The sequence below is a fragment of the Thermococcus celericrescens genome (assembly GCF_001484195.1).
Classification (GTDB): domain Archaea; phylum Methanobacteriota_B; class Thermococci; order Thermococcales; family Thermococcaceae; genus Thermococcus; species Thermococcus celericrescens.
Map to the genome: position 1 here is coordinate 66,553 of NZ_LLYW01000023.1, position 14,653 is coordinate 81,205.

21 protein-coding genes are annotated in these 14,653 nt (G+C 53.8%); 14 read left to right on the forward strand and 7 right to left on the reverse strand.

Annotated elements, in window-relative coordinates; genetic code table 11:
- Positions 1 to 45: 45 nt before the first annotated feature.
- Genes APY94_RS06925 through rpl18a form a run of 6 tightly spaced genes read left to right on the forward strand, consistent with a single transcriptional unit; the run spans position 46 to position 4,041 of the window.
- A complete protein-coding gene (locus APY94_RS06925; protein ID WP_058938936.1) occupies positions 46 to 1,143 on the forward strand; it encodes a hypothetical protein in 1,098 nt (365 codons plus the stop codon).
- A 12-nt stretch (positions 1,144 to 1,155) separates the two neighbouring features.
- The gene (locus APY94_RS06930; RefSeq protein ID WP_157065494.1) at positions 1,156 to 2,589 is read left to right on the forward strand and encodes a hypothetical protein; all 1,434 of its coding nucleotides are present in this window, start codon (positions 1,156 to 1,158) and stop codon (positions 2,587 to 2,589) included.
- Positions 2,590 to 2,643: 54 nt separating this feature from the next.
- The gene (locus APY94_RS06935; protein ID WP_014013574.1) at positions 2,644 to 2,799 is read left to right on the forward strand and encodes a 50S ribosomal protein L39e; all 156 of its coding nucleotides are present in this window, start codon (positions 2,644 to 2,646) and stop codon (positions 2,797 to 2,799) included.
- 10 nt (positions 2,800 to 2,809) lie between these two features.
- Complete coding sequence (locus APY94_RS06940; RefSeq protein ID WP_058938938.1) at positions 2,810 to 3,079, forward strand: 50S ribosomal protein L31e; 270 nt, start codon at positions 2,810 to 2,812, stop codon at positions 3,077 to 3,079.
- A 27-nt stretch (positions 3,080 to 3,106) separates the two neighbouring features.
- The gene (locus APY94_RS06945) at positions 3,107 to 3,793 is read left to right on the forward strand and encodes a translation initiation factor IF-6 (protein ID WP_058938939.1); all 687 of its coding nucleotides are present in this window, start codon (positions 3,107 to 3,109) and stop codon (positions 3,791 to 3,793) included.
- 17 nt (positions 3,794 to 3,810) lie between these two features.
- Positions 3,811 to 4,041: a 50S ribosomal protein L18Ae gene (gene rpl18a / locus APY94_RS06950; RefSeq protein WP_058938940.1), complete on the forward strand. Its 231-nt coding sequence runs from the start codon at positions 3,811 to 3,813 to the stop codon at positions 4,039 to 4,041.
- Between the two features lie 9 nt (positions 4,042 to 4,050).
- Here rpl18a and APY94_RS06955 read toward each other — a convergent pair whose 3' ends face one another.
- From APY94_RS06955 to APY94_RS06960, 3 genes are read right to left on the reverse strand one after another with little or no spacing between them, the layout of a single operon-like run.
- Complete coding sequence (locus APY94_RS06955) at positions 4,051 to 4,701, reverse strand: hypothetical protein (protein ID WP_058938941.1); 651 nt, start codon at positions 4,699 to 4,701, stop codon at positions 4,051 to 4,053.
- Complete coding sequence (locus tag APY94_RS13205) at positions 4,682 to 4,819, reverse strand: hypothetical protein (RefSeq protein WP_157065495.1); 138 nt, start codon at positions 4,817 to 4,819, stop codon at positions 4,682 to 4,684. The genes APY94_RS06955 and APY94_RS13205 overlap by 20 nt, the downstream gene beginning before the upstream one ends.
- A gap of 32 nt (positions 4,820 to 4,851) precedes the next feature.
- Entirely contained in the window at positions 4,852 to 5,457 is a 606-nt protein-coding gene (locus tag APY94_RS06960) for a DUF7411 family protein (RefSeq protein ID WP_058938942.1), read from the reverse strand.
- A gap of 99 nt (positions 5,458 to 5,556) precedes the next feature.
- On the opposite strand from APY94_RS06960, the gene APY94_RS06965 reads away from it, so the two are divergent.
- The 5 genes from APY94_RS06965 to APY94_RS06985 all read left to right on the forward strand — a co-directional run bounded on the left by APY94_RS06965 (position 5,557) and on the right by APY94_RS06985 (position 8,178).
- Positions 5,557 to 5,973 carry a YhbY family RNA-binding protein gene (locus APY94_RS06965; protein WP_058938943.1) on the forward strand — a complete coding sequence of 139 codons (417 nt, stop codon included), beginning with the start codon at positions 5,557 to 5,559 and terminating at the stop codon, positions 5,971 to 5,973.
- A gap of 3 nt (positions 5,974 to 5,976) precedes the next feature.
- Complete coding sequence (locus APY94_RS06970) at positions 5,977 to 6,429, forward strand: 30S ribosomal protein S19e (RefSeq protein WP_058938944.1); 453 nt, start codon at positions 5,977 to 5,979, stop codon at positions 6,427 to 6,429.
- 176 nt (positions 6,430 to 6,605) lie between these two features.
- Positions 6,606 to 6,944, forward strand: coding sequence for a DNA-binding protein (locus tag APY94_RS06975; protein ID WP_014013581.1), 339 nt, complete (start codon positions 6,606 to 6,608; stop codon positions 6,942 to 6,944).
- Between the two features lie 17 nt (positions 6,945 to 6,961).
- On the forward strand, positions 6,962 to 7,240 hold the full coding sequence (locus tag APY94_RS06980) for a hypothetical protein (protein WP_058938945.1): 279 nt from the start codon (positions 6,962 to 6,964) through the stop codon (positions 7,238 to 7,240).
- 38 nt (positions 7,241 to 7,278) lie between these two features.
- Positions 7,279 to 8,178: a transcription initiation factor IIB gene (locus APY94_RS06985; protein ID WP_058938946.1), complete on the forward strand. Its 900-nt coding sequence runs from the start codon at positions 7,279 to 7,281 to the stop codon at positions 8,176 to 8,178.
- Positions 8,179 to 8,191: 13 nt separating this feature from the next.
- Here APY94_RS06985 and fen read toward each other — a convergent pair whose 3' ends face one another.
- Together fen and APY94_RS13355 are read right to left on the reverse strand one after the other, a co-directional pair.
- Complete coding sequence (gene fen / locus APY94_RS06990) at positions 8,192 to 9,217, reverse strand: flap endonuclease-1 (RefSeq protein WP_058938947.1); 1,026 nt, start codon at positions 9,215 to 9,217, stop codon at positions 8,192 to 8,194.
- 207 nt (positions 9,218 to 9,424) lie between these two features.
- Positions 9,425 to 9,592 carry a hypothetical protein gene (locus APY94_RS13355; protein ID WP_169791807.1) on the reverse strand — a complete coding sequence of 56 codons (168 nt, stop codon included), beginning with the start codon at positions 9,590 to 9,592 and terminating at the stop codon, positions 9,425 to 9,427.
- A 49-nt stretch (positions 9,593 to 9,641) separates the two neighbouring features.
- Between APY94_RS13355 and APY94_RS06995 the strand changes: the two genes are divergently transcribed.
- The 3 genes from APY94_RS06995 (at position 9,642) to APY94_RS07005 (ending at position 13,384) form a co-directional block, all read left to right on the forward strand.
- Positions 9,642 to 10,949 carry an RNA-guided endonuclease InsQ/TnpB family protein gene (locus APY94_RS06995; RefSeq protein ID WP_058938948.1) on the forward strand — a complete coding sequence of 436 codons (1,308 nt, stop codon included), beginning with the start codon at positions 9,642 to 9,644 and terminating at the stop codon, positions 10,947 to 10,949.
- Positions 10,950 to 11,186: 237 nt separating this feature from the next.
- Positions 11,187 to 12,581, forward strand: a complete 1,395-nt coding sequence (gene acs / locus APY94_RS07000; protein WP_058938949.1) for an acetate--CoA ligase alpha subunit — start codon at positions 11,187 to 11,189, stop codon at positions 12,579 to 12,581.
- 95 nt (positions 12,582 to 12,676) lie between these two features.
- Positions 12,677 to 13,384 carry a metallophosphoesterase family protein gene (locus APY94_RS07005; protein WP_058938950.1) on the forward strand — a complete coding sequence of 236 codons (708 nt, stop codon included), beginning with the start codon at positions 12,677 to 12,679 and terminating at the stop codon, positions 13,382 to 13,384.
- 11 nt (positions 13,385 to 13,395) lie between these two features.
- Here APY94_RS07005 and APY94_RS07010 read toward each other — a convergent pair whose 3' ends face one another.
- Both APY94_RS07010 and APY94_RS07015 read right to left on the reverse strand, forming a co-directional pair.
- Positions 13,396 to 13,716 (reverse strand): PRC-barrel domain-containing protein, encoded by a 321-nt coding sequence (locus tag APY94_RS07010; RefSeq protein WP_058938951.1) that lies wholly within the window; start codon positions 13,714 to 13,716, stop codon positions 13,396 to 13,398.
- Positions 13,717 to 13,792: 76 nt separating this feature from the next.
- On the reverse strand, positions 13,793 to 14,653 hold an 861-nt coding region (locus APY94_RS07015), incomplete at its 5' end, for an AAA family ATPase (RefSeq protein WP_157065496.1).

Genomic DNA, 14,653 nt, shown 5'->3' on the forward strand with positions numbered 1-14,653 from the left:
TAAAACTTATAAATTTATCATTGGATTTTTTTCTCGGTGATGTGAGTGAGAAGAACTGTTGGACTGATTATTTCGATCTTAATAGTGGGATTAGTTCTACAGCCTGCACTCGCTACCAAGGATGCGATTCAGCAGACAACCGCGGGAATAAGGGTGTATGAAATCGAGATTTATGGGGTCCCAGTGAAGCTCGTTATAGCCGATAACTCCAGTTTGAACACACCGGAGGAAGTTAAGGCATTTATTGAGAGTCATATTTCTCCTGAAGAGTTCGTGGACGGTTCTGCCATTAACGTTAAATCTGCCACATCCACGCAGGGTTTGGCACATTCAACTTGGTCAAACGAACATCCATTACTGCTTTCGATGAAATCAATGGGAACCGCGATGTCCACGGGTACTAGTGTGTTCGTCCCATCGGCTATGGCTATCATGTTCATTCCAGTTTTTGTAGTAGGTGAATGGGTTTTAACCGCACTTTATGCACTCCTTGCAATGGTGGTAGTAATGTTTTCCATCGAAGTTGCCGAGGCCATTTACGAATACAGTGATGAAATTCGTGAAAAGCTCGATAGCGCTTACCAGTACTTCTACAACTACATAGAAGAGAGAAAGAAAGATGAAAAGACAATTCACATATACGAAAAGGACTTTTATGGTGGTCTTCCTAAAAGAATCTACGTAAAGGAATTCGTTCATAAAAAAGACAAGGATTTTAAAGTTACCGTCGGGGAACTGATTGGGGTAATTCTCATTGTTCCATCAGGTAAGCTTGCTCTTAACGCTACTGTAAAGAATTTAAAGGAAGGTAACTGGGAGCTGGCGGCTTTAAAGGGAATCCGGTTCATTATTGGAGCAACAGGTGAGGCAGTGTCATACCTCGCAATGGAAAGGGTGTATAATGCCAAGGATATAACCCTACCTAAAAAGCCCAATGAGAAAGGACCCGATTTTCCTTATGTGGATATTCCGGATATTTCTTTGACAAAATGGGAGGCAAAGGGAACCACAGTTTTTAGGGTTACCTCATTGATACGGGAGGGATACTACCGTAATCTGGAAGGCCAGCCGGGCATAGTCTCTGTCTACCGGATGTATAAGTCAAACCTTTACGTGGCGTTTATCTACGGAAGCGCTTCATAGGGGGGAATTGCAGTGAATCTTCCCTCAATTGTGCTAAACTACATCTCCACAAGGAATACCTGGAAAGATGTTAAGAGCGGAATAAGTATAACTAAAAAAGAACCATTGTCCCCAGAAGATGTTATGGAGCAGTTAAAAGAGAGACTTCCACAAGTACTTTCTAATTTCTCATGGGGAGTTATTGGATTTTTCGGGAGCGATGAAACTACCCTCAGGAATGAACTTGGGCTCATTATATCCTTGGGAACCTCTGATAGGGAAGTACTCCTTAGAGAAGCATGTTTATACATTGAGGAAATACTGGACTATTCAAAACTTCAAGATGTTAACGTTTTGGACGTTTTAAAAAATCATCCTGATGTCTATAACAAATTTAAAATTGCAAGAATACTATGTGACATTCATTCTAAAATCTCCAACGATTCCCCGATACCTGAGGAAGAAGTATTAGAACTCTGTAAGTCAATATTGGCAGAAACTCAGGAGGATATTTTTTACCAGATCCTCGTCAGAATTAAATGTTACCTCGAATCTCACAACTTTGAGGTTCCCGAGGAACTCATAAAGGCTCTGGAGAGTTTTCCCAGGCCTAAGAAGGTTGATTACTGGGGAGAGTATCAGAAAACGCTGAAAGACTTCGATGAAAAGGGTAGGGAATTCCACGAGAAGGCGAAAAAAGAATGGGAGTTAGTGAAGAGCGGAAAAGCCGAAGATCCAATAGGCTCTATCCAGAACATCATGTGGAACCTGAGTGAGGCTGTGGTTTACAACTTTGCCCTTCGTCGGTTCAAACTTGTGAAGGAAGCCTACGAAATTTTCCTCCAGACCTACGAATTTGCAAGAGAAAACAACCTGTTTAAGACGAAGCTCAGCGAGGATACCTGGCTTGGAAAGCTCAAACGTGTGAACCTCAAGTGGGGCAACGATATAAGGTGGTACGAAGACTATCGGGTTATCACTAACAGGATAATCCGGCTGACGAGAATAGCCGAGTTCATGATGTGGAATCGCAGAATTCCGGAGTTCCCGTATGCCAACCCATACATTAACCTGGGGGGAGACTACGAGCATAATGACTCTTCACTATGGGCCCTCACGAAGGCTCTGATGATGATACTCGACCACAACAGGTCAAAAGGCAATCTTCCCACTCTTGAACTCCAGGAGGAAGTGCTGGATTACGCATTGAGGCTCAACCTTCTTTGGCCGGAAGACGTTAAGGTTCTTAAGTGCAAAGACGGCAAATGCATCGTTTTCAGGGGCGAAATATCCGAAGACGGCCTCCATGGCTTCAAAAAGTATCCTTTTAATGCGGACGTTGTATTTTACAGGGGCAAAGATACAGTTATTGGCTACTCTAGAATGAGAAAGCTGGGATACGTATGCGGAAAAGAGGGAGTTGACAAGCTGATTCGAGAAGCACTTAGACCCCACAAAAAAGCTTAAAAAAGGATAACCAAAGCATCAACAGGCATCATGATAATCCCGGGAGGTGTAGTTATGGCGAGAAACAAGCCGCTTGCGAAGAAGCTCAGACTTGCCAAGGCCGCGAAGCAGAACAGGCGCATTCCGGTCTGGGTCATCGTCAAGACCAACAGGAAGGTCATGACCCACCCGAAGAGAAGAATGTGGAGGAGAACCAAGCTCAAGGAGTGAGGTGATTTAGATGATCAAGTCCGGAGAGGAGGTCATATTCGTCGTTCCCATCAAGAAGATAAAGAAGCGCGTTCCGCGCTGGAAGAGGGCCCCGAGAGCTGCCAAGTTCGTCCGCGAGTGGATAGCCAGGCACGCCAAGGCCGATGAGGTTGTCATCGGCACCGACGTCAACGAGAAGCTCTGGGAGAGGGGCGCCCAGAAGCCGCCCAACAAGCTCCGCGTCAAGGTTATCGTCGAAGAGGAAGAGGGCAAGAGGATTGCCAAGGTCTCCCTCGCCTGATTACTTTTAATTTAACGAGGTGACGAGATGCACATAGAAAGGCTCGATTTTGAGAACTCTCCATACCTGGGCGTTTACGGCACTGCCACCGACAGGCTAGCCCTTATCAGGGAGGGCCTCGGCGAGAAGAAGCTCGAGGTTCTCAGGGAGGTTCTCAAGGTCCCGCTCATTGAAACGAGCATAATGAAGTCGCGCATAGTGGGTATATTCGCGGCCGGAAACTCCAACGCAATGATCGTCCCCTGGTACGCGTGGGACGCCGAGCTGGAGAGGATAAACGGCCAGCTCAGAGAGCACGGGATTGACACCGAGATAGTCCCGTTCCAGAGCACCCTCACCGCCTTCGGCAACCTCATCCTCGCCAACGACAGGGCGGCGCTGGTGAGTGCAAAGTTCAGCCGCGAGGAGGCCAAGAGGCTCGAGGATGTACTCGGCGTCGAGGTTGAGAGGGGCATGATAGGTGACTTCCACGCCGTGGGAAGCGTTGGAGTGGTCACCAACAGGGGCGGACTCGTTCACCCCGAGGCGACCGACGAGGAGCTCGAGTGGCTCCGCGACCTGTTCAAGGTTGACATATACGTCGGAACGGCCAACATGGGCGTTCCCTTCGTTGGCTCCTGCATGCTGGCGAACTCTCACGGTGTCGTCGTTGGGCACCTGACCACCGGACCCGAGATAGTGAAGATTGAAGAAGCCTTGGGCTTCCTTGACTGATGATGGAGGTGTGAGCTATGGAGGTTAAGGTCTTCCGCGTTAAGGGCGTTTTCGAGAGGAACGGAAAGAGGGAGAGGTTCACCAGGGAGTACCGCGGCCTCAGGGCCGAGGATGTCATCGAGATACTCTACTCCGAGGTCGGCAGCAAGCACCGCGTTCCGAGGAACAAGATATGGATCGAGAGCGTCGAGGAGATAAAGCCCGAAGAGGCCGAGAACCCGATAGTCAGAAAGCTCAGCGGGCTCTGATTTCCTTTTCTATTCCATTCCAAACCCAACGGTGAACCCCATTTCTTCCTTGGCCTTTCCGACCCTAAGCCGGAGGACGAACTTCCCGTGTCCGCTCACGATTGTGAGGCCGTTCAGGGCTTTCTGGAGCTTCGGCGGGCCGAGAACCTTTTCGTGGGAGATTATAAGAACCGGCTCATCAATGAACCTGTAGCTGAACTTTCCGGGCTCACCGTCGAAGAAGACGATATCCTCGACCATCTTGCCCTCGATGGCTACCTCCGCATACCCGGCTTTTCTCAGGCTTAAGCCAATTTCGCCGGCAAAGCCGTTCTCAGAAGGTTTGAGTGATACATGGGCGTAGTCCTCCAGACCTCCGGCCGTCATAACGTCACTGGGAAACAGGAACCTGTAGCTTGGCGTGATGTAGAGAAACAGAACTCCGTTTTTGAGCCGATATCCTGGAAGTTCAATCCTCCCGGAGCCAGGAACATCGAGCTCCACGCGGTATTCCTCTGGAGTCAATGGGAGCTCGCTGGAGAGGACGCTCTTCTCGGGCACGAACTTTCTTGATGTATTGAAGAGCCAGCCCGAGGTGTAGTACTTCGAGCCCCTTCCGCCGATCCTCGGACCGATCCAAACGGAACTTGCCGCGTTGAATCTAACAGTATTCGGCCTCAACGCTCTCTGGGAATAGGACCGCGTTCTCCAGAACCTCAATCCTCCCGGAAATTTCCTCGACAAGTTTTCTGACTCTGCTGAAGAAAAATCTACCGCCGGAAATCGTGAGGATTCTCATTCAACGTCCCCCAAATGAGTGGGAGAGAAAATTTAAATCCCTTTCTCCCTCCAGCCGAGAACCCTCGACTGATAGTGCCTCTTTGGGAATATCTCCAGCGGGTCGATTCCCCTCTCGCGCAGCAGGTGTCTCAGCTCGACTTCGTAGTCGGCCTTCTCCAGTTCTTCGCTCTCCCTGATTTCAACGACGAAGAGCCTCTCGGTCAGCTCGCGTATCGTCTTGTAGCCGAGTCCTAGGAGAGGTCTTATGTACGCCACGTTGAAGCGGTCCTCCAGCGAGCGGGCCTTCGGCAGGTCGAGGAAAGGAACCCTATCATCTCTCCTCGTTCCGTCGCTCACGCGCTCGACTTCCGGCATTGAAGCCACCGCCTCGAGGGCCCTCTCGTGGATGAACTGAATCGCGTTGTTTGGGTGGCCGTCTTTGATTGCCATATCCGCCGCCCTCTCCAGAATCTCCCTTGGCAGATAGACGACCTGGTGCTCGAAGCCCAGCCTCTCTGCCGTTTCTCTGGCGAAGCTCCAGTTGTCGAGGAGGCCGAAGCTGACGGTTACCAATCTCACCTCGTAGCCGAGTCTGGTTAGAATCCACGCGCTCAGGCTTGAGTCCTTGCCTCCGGAGTAGAGATGATGGACGAGCATAGCCTCACCCCGTTTCATCGGTAATTGTTGCCAACACCTTTAAAAGGCCAACTTTTATAAGGCCTTCAGCAAACCGCGAGAGGCTTAGAGGTGAGAGAGATGGAGAAACGCTTACCGGGTAAGGTAAGACGCGCCGTGCGGGCGAGATACTACGATATCCCTCCACGGGCGTGGATAGGCAAGCGAGGGCTTGATGAGGGTGTCATCGAAGAGATAAGGACTCAGCTGGAGAAGGACGGCATCCTCAAGGTTGAGATAAGGAAGGGCGCCCTTATCAACACTGGACTCGACAGGCAGGCCCTGGCCAGAAAAGTCGCGGAAATGACCGACAGCGAACTCATCGACGTGCGCGGCAAAAGGTTTATATTGTTCAAACCGAGGGAAGGTTGGGAAAAGTATTTAAGGAAGCTCCAGAGAAAGGAGCTTTCGAAGGAAAAGCGGGAAGAGAAGCCCGTTAAGAAAGTCAGGCTCGATATCGCTCAATTCAGGAGGAAATTCAAGAAGGGGAGGGATTGAAGGATGGCGACTGTTTACGACGTTCCCGGTGATTTGCTCGTTGAGAGGGTTGCCCAGAAGCTCAAGGAGATAGAGGCTATAAAGCCGCCCGAGTGGGCCCCGTTCGTCAAGACCAGCAGGCACAAGGAGAGAATCCCGGAGCAGGACGACTGGTGGTACTACAGGGTCGCCAGCGTCTTCAGGAAGGTCTACGTCGACGGCCCAGTCGGCATCGAGAGGCTCAGGACCTGGTACGGCGGCAGGAAGAACCGCGGCCACGCCCCGGAGCACTTCTACAAGGCCGGAGGGAGCATCATAAGGAAGGCCCTCCAGCAGCTTGAGGCCGCTGGATTCGTCCAGAAGGTTCCGGGCGAGGGAAGGATCGTCACCCCGCAGGGCCAGAGCTTCCTCGACAAAATAGCAACCGAGCTCAAGAAGGAGCTTGAGGAGCAGATTCCGGAGCTCAAGAAGTACTGAGGGCTTCGGCCCTTTTTCTAAACCTATGGTTCCCCGGTTCTGGCATTATCATTTGCGTTGTTCGTTGTATCCTGGTTCATTGAATTCTGCGGGTTCGGTGGGTGTTCGATTGAGGTGTGCCGGGAGACGCAAAGCCTTTTAACCCCCTCCCCAATCTTAACCCGGAGGTGAGGGCCATGGCTGAGGATATAGAGGAAATCAGGAAGCGCAAACTCATGGAACTCCAGAAGAAGTACCTTGAACAGCAGAAGGCCCAGGAGGAGGCTTTGAGGCAGGAGATGGAGCTTGAGGCCCAGCTCGATGCCATAATGCGGAGAATCCTTACCCCCGAGGCCAGGGAGAGGCTCGGCAGGGTTAAACTCGTCAAGCCAGAGCTTGCAAGACAGGTTGAGCTCGTTCTGGTCCAGCTCTACCAGGCGGGCCAGATAAGGGAGCCCATCGACGACGCCAAGCTCAAGAGGATTCTGGCCCAGATAGACGAGAGAACGCGCAGGGACTACACGATTAAGTGGTGAGCCCGGAAGGTGACCCAATGGACGCCAAGCAGATAGTGGAGATCCTTGACGAAAAGGGAGAGGTTAGTCTGGACACCTGGAAGGCCGTCTCGGTGAAGAAGAACAAGGACGGGACGGTCGATCTTCTCTACCGCAACCTCCACGTTGGGACCGACGACGACCCCGTTTTCCTCTGGATTTACGCGAATATCGTTGAGGAGGACTGGGACGTCCGGGTTCTGGAGAGGATAACCTTCAAGCGCGAGGACCTCGCATGGTTACTCCGCTACGTGGTTAAAAAAGGCGAAGGTTTATAAGGGCTATATAAAATAGCCGGCCGGTTGGGGGTGTTGGAGTGAGCAATCGTAGGGTTTGCCCGGTCTGCGGCTCGACGGAGTTCATATACGACCCGGGTAGGGGCGAGATAATCTGTAAGGTTTGCGGTTACGTTATTGAGGAGAACGTCGTTGATACGGGACCGGAGTGGCGCGCTTTTGACGCCAGTCAGAGGGAGAAGCGTGCCCGCGTTGGAGCCCCGGAGAGTATTCTCCTTCACGACAAGGGACTCTCAACCGACATCGGCATCGACAGGAACCTCTCCGGACTGATGCGTGAGAAGATGTACAGGCTCAGAAAGTGGCAGAGCCGCCTCCGCGTCAGCGACGCCGCCGAGCGTAACCTCGCGTTCGCACTGAGCGAGCTGGATAGAATCGCCTCCCAGCTGAAGCTCCCGAGGCACGTGGAGGAGGAGGCCGCGAGGCTCTACCGTGAGGCCGTGAGAAAAGGGCTTATAAGGGGCCGTTCAATTGAAAGCGTAATAGCGGCATGCGTTTACGCATCCTGCAGGCTTCTGAAGGTTCCGAGAACCCTCGACGAGATAGCCGACATATCCCGCGTTGACAAGAAGGAGATAGGAAGGAGCTTCCGCTTCATAGCCAGGAACCTGAACCTTACTCCGAAGAAGCTTTTCGTCAAGCCAACCGACTACGTCAACAAGTTCGCCGACGAACTCGGCCTGAGCGAACGTGTCAGAAGAAGGGCCATCGCGATACTGGAGGAGGCCTACGACCGCGGACTCACAAGCGGAAAGAGCCCGGCCGGCCTGGTCGCGGCCGCTCTCTACATCGCCGGCCTGCTGGAGGACGAGAAGAGAACCCAGCGCGAGGTGGCCGAGGTAGCGCGCGTCACCGAGGTCACCGTCAGGAACCGCTACAAGGAGCTCGTGGACAAGCTCAACCTGAAGATTCCGGTTTGAGGAAAAAGAAAGGTCAGCGCTTCCCGAACCAGCTTTCCAGCGTTGCCTGCTTTCCCGCCTTTACCGCCTTTTTCAGCCTCTCAAGCCCGTTCTTCACCCTATCCTCACTGAAATCGTGCTCGTCGCAGAGGAACTTGAGGATTCCCTCCTCGTTCGGTTCGCGCCACTTGAGCTCGTATTCGTCAGTGACGGGTGGGTTAAGGAAGAACTCCTTTATCGCGTAGAGGTCAACCTCACCCTCCCTGTTGTACTTCTTCAGCGGGTCTTTGCTGCGCTTGACTATCGTGAGGGCCTTTTTTGGACCTATTCCCCTTACCCCGCCGGGATTGTAGTCCGTGCCCACCAGTATGGCCATCTCGATGAGCTTCTCCCTGTCTATGCCGAGTTCCTTGAGAACCTCCTCCAGAACTATAAGCTCAGGCAGGACCTCAACGTAGACGTTCTTCCCTGGGAGCTTTCTCCGGCCGGTTATCGTGACGTTCCTCACCAGCCTGGGCGCACCGAAGAGGAGCGAATCGTAGTCCTGACTGGCCGAGGCGTAGACCTTCTTTCTGGCGGCCATGTATGCCGCCTGGGCCTCACCCTCGCTCGGCGCCTGGATCACGGGGATCCCCATCAGTTCAAGGAGCCTCTTGGCGTCGTTTATGAGCCCTTCGTTTACCCTGGTTGCACGCATCGCGTACTTCTTGGCCTCCTCAAGGTCGCCGCGCTCCAGGGCCTCGTACCACTTCTCCTCGGCCTCTTCTCTAGCCTCGCGGCGTTTCTCTATCTCCTTCTTCTTGAACTCCGGCGGTTTTCCGTCGAACACGTACGCGGGCTTTATTCCTGCCTCCATGAGGTTGATGTTCCTGTAAAAGAGGCCGCTGAGGTGGGAGGTTATCCTCCCGCGGGAGTCCATGAGCGGCGTTCCATCGCGCTGTCTTATGGTCGATAGGAACTGGTATATGGCATTGAACGCGTCTATGGCCACCTTTCTCCCGTAGAGGTTCTCCAGCTCTATCTCCTTCCTCGGAACGAGCTCGCCTATCTGTACGCCCATACAATCACCCCTTGGAGAAAGAAAGTCATGGGCCTATTTAGGGTTTGTCTATTCCCTGGCATCACCCAGGGTCTTTGTCAGGTCGTCAACGTCCTTCTCACTGACCTCCTCCCAGCATTTGGCGAGGGTTAAGCCAAACCCTCTCCCCTCACGGCGGAGAGGATGTCAGCGCGAGATCCCATATCATTCCGACGACGTAGAGCATGGTCAGGTGCCCAGGGCTATCACGACGAAATCGAAGAGGACGCTCAACAGGCGGAGGGCTCTGCGCTCTATCCTGTTTCCAAAATTTCCAAAAGTCCGCATGTTACATTTTTCTTTTGGAAGCCTCGCCCTTTGGGGTGGGGATGCGGTGAACCACTCAACAGCCCTCAAAGAGGAAAGCAAACCGTTTTAAAGCCCAAAAACCACACCATACTTTGGAATGAAGAGAACAGTAACGGTCAAACTCCAACCCTCAAAGGAACAGGAGAAAACACTCTTCGAGTTAACCAACATGGGAGCCAAAGTCTGGAACCGAGTGAACTACCTGAGGAGACAGGAATTCTTCGAAGGCAAGCCAGTGGACTTCAACAAAACCGAGAAAATCGTTTATGAAGAATTCAAGAAAGAAATCGGCTCCGCCACCGTTCAACAAGTCTGTAGGAAGAACGCCGAAGCCTGGCGCTCATTCTTCTCCCTCTCAAGGAAAAAGAAGGCCAAAGAACTCCCCAAATGGCTGAAACCAAAACCGCCGAACTATTTGAAGGAAGGTGGAAGGAGAAAGCCATTAATCATTCTCAGGAACGACCAGTACAAGATTGAAGGCAACAGGCTAATCCTCAAAGGCCTCGGCAGGTTTAAACGGTTAGAAGTTCAGTTCAAGGGGAGAATACACCTGAAGGGCAAGCAGGGGAGGCTGGAAATAACTTACGACACCGTTAAGCGGAAGTGGTACGCTCACATCAGCATAAGCGTCGAGAAGAAACTTCAGGGTGAGGAATGGGTCAAGCTTCCAAGACAGCCCTTGGGCAACCTCTCCGCTGGAATAGACCTAGGAGTAAACAATTTAATGGCCGTTTACGTTGAAAACGGGGAGAGTTTCTTAGTGAACGGGAGACCACTTAAGAGCATTGATTTTTACTGGAGGAAGAGGATTGCAGAGTATCAATCCAAAATCAATAAATCGGGAGCTAAAAAGAGTGGGAAACTCAGAAGAATGCACGAGAAGGCCAAACTTCAGGCGAGGCACTACATCAACACGGTGGTAAGAAGAACTGTCGAGAGGCTCTACCACCTTGGAGTTTCAAGAATTGTTATTGGCTATCCAAAGGGAATCGCCAGAAACTCTGATAGGGGCAGAAGGCAGAATTTCCTCCTCTCCCACGTCTGGCGGTTTAACACGGTGATTCAAAGGCTCAAGGAAGTTGCGGAAGAGTACGGTATTCTGGTTGTGGTTGTTGATGAGGCTTTCACTTCTAAGCTTTGCCCTGTCTGCGGGAAGCCCCACGAGGGGGCGAGGTTTGTTAGGGGATTGTTTAAGTGTCCCGTAGAGGGGCTTGTGTTTAATGCGGATTTGGTCGGGGCGTTTAATATTTTGAAAAAGATTGTCAAAACCATAACCCCGAGTCTGAGCGGTCTTTACGCTCAGAGGAGGGGTAACGGGGGGAAGACCCTCCCCGAGGGGTTCAGGGAACCCTCTTCAAAGGGGGTGATGATGGGAACCCCTCAAACCTCCCTGCCTTTGGGTTAGGGGGTTCCTCGCTGGAACCTCCCCCTCAAGGCGGGGAGGAGGTCAGCACCTGGGCCATATATTTGGACGAGGAACCTAATAAGTATTTCGAGGTTCCCGTGGGTTCTGAATCAACGGTGTCCAACCTCTGGTTCTTTAACGTCCGTCGAGTTTCCTATCGTCAAAAAGAGAGGAGAAAAGTTATAACCGCTTTTACGGACGGGAAAATGTGACTCTCATCGGAGTGAGGTGATTGAGATGGACAGGAACCTTGAGGCACTTTTCAGACCGAAGAGCATCGCCGTTATCGGCGCTTCGGAGAAGCCGGGCAAGATTGGCTACGCTGTTATGAAGAACCTCGTTGAGTACGGCTACGAGGGCAAGATATACCCGGTCAACGTTAAGGGTGTTGAGATAGAGATAAACGGGAAGAAGTTCCAGTCGTACAAGAGCATCCTCGACGTTCCGGACGAGGTTGACATGGCCGTCATAATCGTCCCGGCCAAGTTCGTCCCGCAGATCGTTGAGGAGTGCGGCCAGAAGGGTGTTAAGGTTCTCCCGATCATCAGCTCGGGCTTCGGCGAGCTCGGTGAGGAGGGCAAGAAGGTCGAGAGGCAGATAGTCGAGACCGCCCACAAGTACGGCATGAGGATCCTCGGCCCGAACATCTTCGGCGTCGTCTACACGCCGGACAAGCTCAACGCCACCTTCGGCCCGACCGATGTCATGCCGGGCAACCTGGCCCTCATCAGCCAGAGCGGTGCGCTGGGAATAGCCCTCATGGGATGGACCATCCTCGAGAAGGTTGGCCTCTCGGCCGTCGTCAGCGTCGGAAACAAGAGCGACATAGATGACGCCGACCTTCTCGAGTTCTTCAAGGAGGACGACAACACCAAGGCCATCCTCATCTACATGGAGGGCGTCAAGGACGGAAGGCGCTTCATGGAGGTAGCCAGGGAGGTCAGCATGGAGAAACCGATTATTATCATCAAGGCTGGAAGGAGCGAGCGCGGTGCCAAAGCAGCTGCTTCCCACACCGGTTCGCTCGCCGGCGCGGACAGCATCTACACCGCCGCCTTCAAGCAGAGCGGCGTTCTCAGGGCGCTCACCATCGGAGAGGCCTTCGACTGGGCCAGGACCCTGAGCAACCTTCCGGAGCCGGAGGGGGAGAACGTCGTCATCCTCACCAACGGCGGTGGAATAGGAGTTATGGCCACCGATGCCGCCGAGGAGGAGGGACTGCACCTCTACGACGACCTCGAGGAGCTCAAGGTCTTTGCCAACCACATGCCGCCCTTCGGAAGCTACAAGAACCCGGTTGACCTCACCGGTATGGCCGGCGCGGAGAGCTACGAGGGCGCCGTCAGGGACGCCCTTGCGAACCCGAACATGCACGCCGTGGCTGTACTCTACTGCCAGACGGCAGTGCTCGACCCGCGCGACCTGGCTAAGATCGTCATCCGCGAGTACAACGAGAGCGGCAGGAAGAAACCCCTCGTCGTTGCAATCGTCGGCGGCATAGAGGCCAAGGAAGCCATCGACATGCTCAACGAGGAGGGCATTCCGGCCTATCCGGAGCCGGAGAGGGCCATCAAGTCCCTCGCGGCCCTCTACAAGTGGAGCAACTGGAAGGCCAGGCAGAGGAAGGAGTGAGCCCCTTCCCTCTCTTTTAATTCCCATTTCATCCGTCGATTCTCACCCGGTAAGTGTTTTAACGTGCCCTTCCCAAACGGTTTTGGGGAAGCGCCATGCTCATCGCCCTCATCTCAGACATCCACTCCAACCTGGAGGCCCTGAAGGCTGTCTGGCGGGAGGTAAGGCGTGCCGACGCCGTTCTCTGCATGGGCGACCTGGTCGGCTACGGGGCTTCGCCAAACGAGGTCGTTGAGTTCGTGAGGGAGCGGATGGAGAAAAGAACCTTTCTCTGCGTCCGCGGCAACCACGACAACGCTATAGCCTTCGGGGCGGAGTGGGGCTTCAACCCCTATGCGCGGCAGGCGGTTCGCTGGCATCAGAGAATCATGACCGTGGAAAACCTCGAATTTCTCAGAAGACTCCCCGTGAGGCAGCTCTTTACAGACGACGCTGGACGGAGCTACCTTCTCATCCACGGCTCCCCAAGGGCCCCGCTGGACGAGTACCTCTTTCCATGGCTCCAGGATGAGGAGTTCAAAGCGGTTTTGAGCTACGTCCGTCAGGATGACCTCCTGGTCGGCCACACCCATGTGCCCATGCTGAGGGTGCTGGGGGGCAGGAGGATCATCAACCCCGGAGGCGTGGGGCAGCCCAGGGACGGAGACTGGAGGGCGGCATATGCGCTGATCGACACCGACGAGAAGCCACCAGATAACGTTGAGTTCCGAAGGGTGGAGTACGACGTTCAGGAAGCGGCAGGAAAGATACTTGATGCGGGCCTGCCCCGCTTCCTTGCGGAGAGGCTGTACGATGGGTATTGAAAAGGAGGGAATCACCGTCCGAGGCCGGAGGATCCCCCGGAGACCTTCGCTGAGGAAGGCGGCCTCCTGAGCTTGGATTTGACGGCGAGTTTGCTCGAGTCGATGATTATGACCTCGCCAATGCTCTTAACTGCGCTGACGGGAATGAGGAGCAGACCCTCGTGATCCGTAACGAACTCGCTGGTGTCGAGGTCCTCATCCGGCTCGGCCACTATCACGAGTATGTCCCCAGTCTCCTCGTCAAAGCTGAGGTCGTAGACCCAGCCGAGCCTTACACCGGTGTCGGTTATCAGTTCCACGTCCCTAAGCTTGGAAGCCATTATCTTGACCATTTTCGCCACCCCTCGGTTTAATCGTGTAAGTTCTTGGGCACCAACGTATAAAACCTTTTCCAAAAAAGGAGGGAAATCAGAAGGTGTAGTAGTCGGGTCCCTCCGTTTTCTTTCCAGTCCTCTTCTTCCTGTTCTCGTCGAAATTCTGGTAGTACTCGACCATGTAGGGCGTTATGCTCGGGCGTACCTTCTTGAGGGCCGCCTCGAAGTCCTTCCTGGAAACCCTGAGCCTCTCAAGGAACTCCTCGCTCTCCTCCTCGACGACCTCCGCCGGCATCTCCCTCATTATCCTGCGCATCGCCAGCAGGGCCGCTTCCCTCACGAGGGCCTCTATGTCCGCACCGCTGTAGCCCTCGGTCTTCTTTGCGAGCTCCCTGAGGTTGACGTCCCCTGCCAGGGGTACGCGCTTCGTGTGGACCCTGAGTATCTCCAGCCTAGCTTTCTCGTCCGGCGCTGGAACGAGTATGAGCCTGTCGAACCTGCCGGGTCTCAGGAGGGCAGGGTCAAGGATATCCGGCCTGTTCGTTGCGGCTATAACAACCACGCCGCTGTTGCGCTCTATGCCGTCCATCTCGGTGAGGAGCTGGTTGATGAGCCTGTCCGTAACGCGGTCGCCCTCCATGCCCCTGGCGGGGGCTATCGCGTCAATCTCGTCTATGAATATGACCGTCGGAGCCGCCTGTCTCGCCTTCCTGAATATCTCCCTCACGCGCTTCTCGCTCTCGCCCACCCACTTGCTGAGAACCTCCGGACCGCGGATGCCGATGAAGTTGGCCTCGCTCTCCGTCGCCACGGCCTTAGCTAGGAGCGTCTTACCTGTTCCGGGCGGGCCGTAGAGGAGCACACCCCTCGGCGGTTCAATGCCGAGCCTCTGGAACGCCTTGGGATATTTCATCGGCCACTCGACCGCCTCTTTGAGCTCCTGCTTTACCTCCTC